Below are 1324 nucleotides of genomic sequence, written 5' to 3' on the forward strand. Positions count from 1 at the left end.
CAAGAACGAGAGCCATCCTTACAGAGCAGGAGATAGTTTTTACTTTTCGAGCAATGGTCACCCAGGCTTGGGAGGCATGGATGTGTTCAAAGCGTCCTATAACACGACGAGCAAGGATATCAGCAATGTGAGTAACATGGGTGCTCCGATCAACTCGAATAGAGATGATTTTTCCTACAGCGTAGCAGCAGATGGGAGAAGATTCATCAGCAGTGATAGAAGAGGAGGAATGGGTCTAGATGACATCTACAGTATAGAAGAGCTGAACAAGAAGCTCTTGGCTAAGGTGATGGACTGTGACGGCAATATCTTTACAGCAAGCTTTGAGGCGATGCTGACAGAGCAAGGCCAGACAGGTAACATCACTACCCAGAGAGGATCAGATGGATCACTGACAGCAGAGCTGAACCCAGAGAGCAACTTTGAGTTGAAGATCAGCAAGCAAGGCTACTTCAGCATCTATGACAATACCTTGAGTACGATAGGGCTGAAGGAAGAGACATTAGAGAGAACCTATAGACTAGCAGCGATCCCTTATCAGATGCCAGTGTATGTAGACATCGTGTACTATGACTTGGACAAGTCCTTCATCAGAACAGATGCGGAGCCTACATTACAGAAGTTGGGAGAATTGATGCAGAAGTATAGCTTCTTAGACTTGAAGGTAGCTTCACACACAGATGCCAGAGCGAGCAGAGAGTACAACGAAGCGCTGAGCCAGCGAAGAGCAGATGCTGTGAGTGAATATTTGAAAGAATACAACATAGGTAGCGATAGGATCAGAGCGGAGTGGTTTGGCGAAGAGAAGTTGACCAATGACTGTGGAGACGGGGTGCCATGCCCAGAGTGGGAGCATCAGCTGAACAGGAGATCAGAGCTAGTGCTAGAAGCCTTCCCTGATCCGAGCAAGCAGTATGAACTTCCAAAAGAACTACTGGACAAAGATATCTGTGATGCCAACAGTATTTTCGAAGAGCTACAGCGAGAGTTGAATGCGGTACCGATCGTGTACTTCGACTTTGACAAGAGCACGATCAGACCGGTGCACAGAAAAGAGCTAGAGCGTACGGCGATCATGCTGAAGCGCATGCCGCATATGAACTTGAACATCGAAGGTCATACTGATCAGCGGGGTAGTGAGGAGTACAACAAGTCACTGAGTGAGCGTAGAGCGCAAGTGGTGATGGAGTACTTGAAGAAGAGAGGTGTGGAAGCGGCGAGGATGAACTCGGAGTGGTTTGGCAAGACAAGACCGATCCATGACTGTGGCGACTGCACCGAAGCCCAACATCAGGAAAATAGAAGAACAGAACTGAAGTTGAAG

1 protein-coding gene is annotated in these 1324 nt (G+C 47.9%); it reads left to right on the top strand.

The window, feature by feature from the left end:
• On the top strand, positions 1–1324 hold a 1324-nt coding region (locus CHB66_RS16640; RefSeq protein ID WP_141107419.1), incomplete at both ends, for an OmpA family protein.

Origin of the sequence: Belliella buryatensis (genome assembly GCF_900188245.1) — a bacterium.
Taxonomy (GTDB): domain Bacteria; phylum Bacteroidota; class Bacteroidia; order Cytophagales; family Cyclobacteriaceae; genus Belliella; species Belliella buryatensis.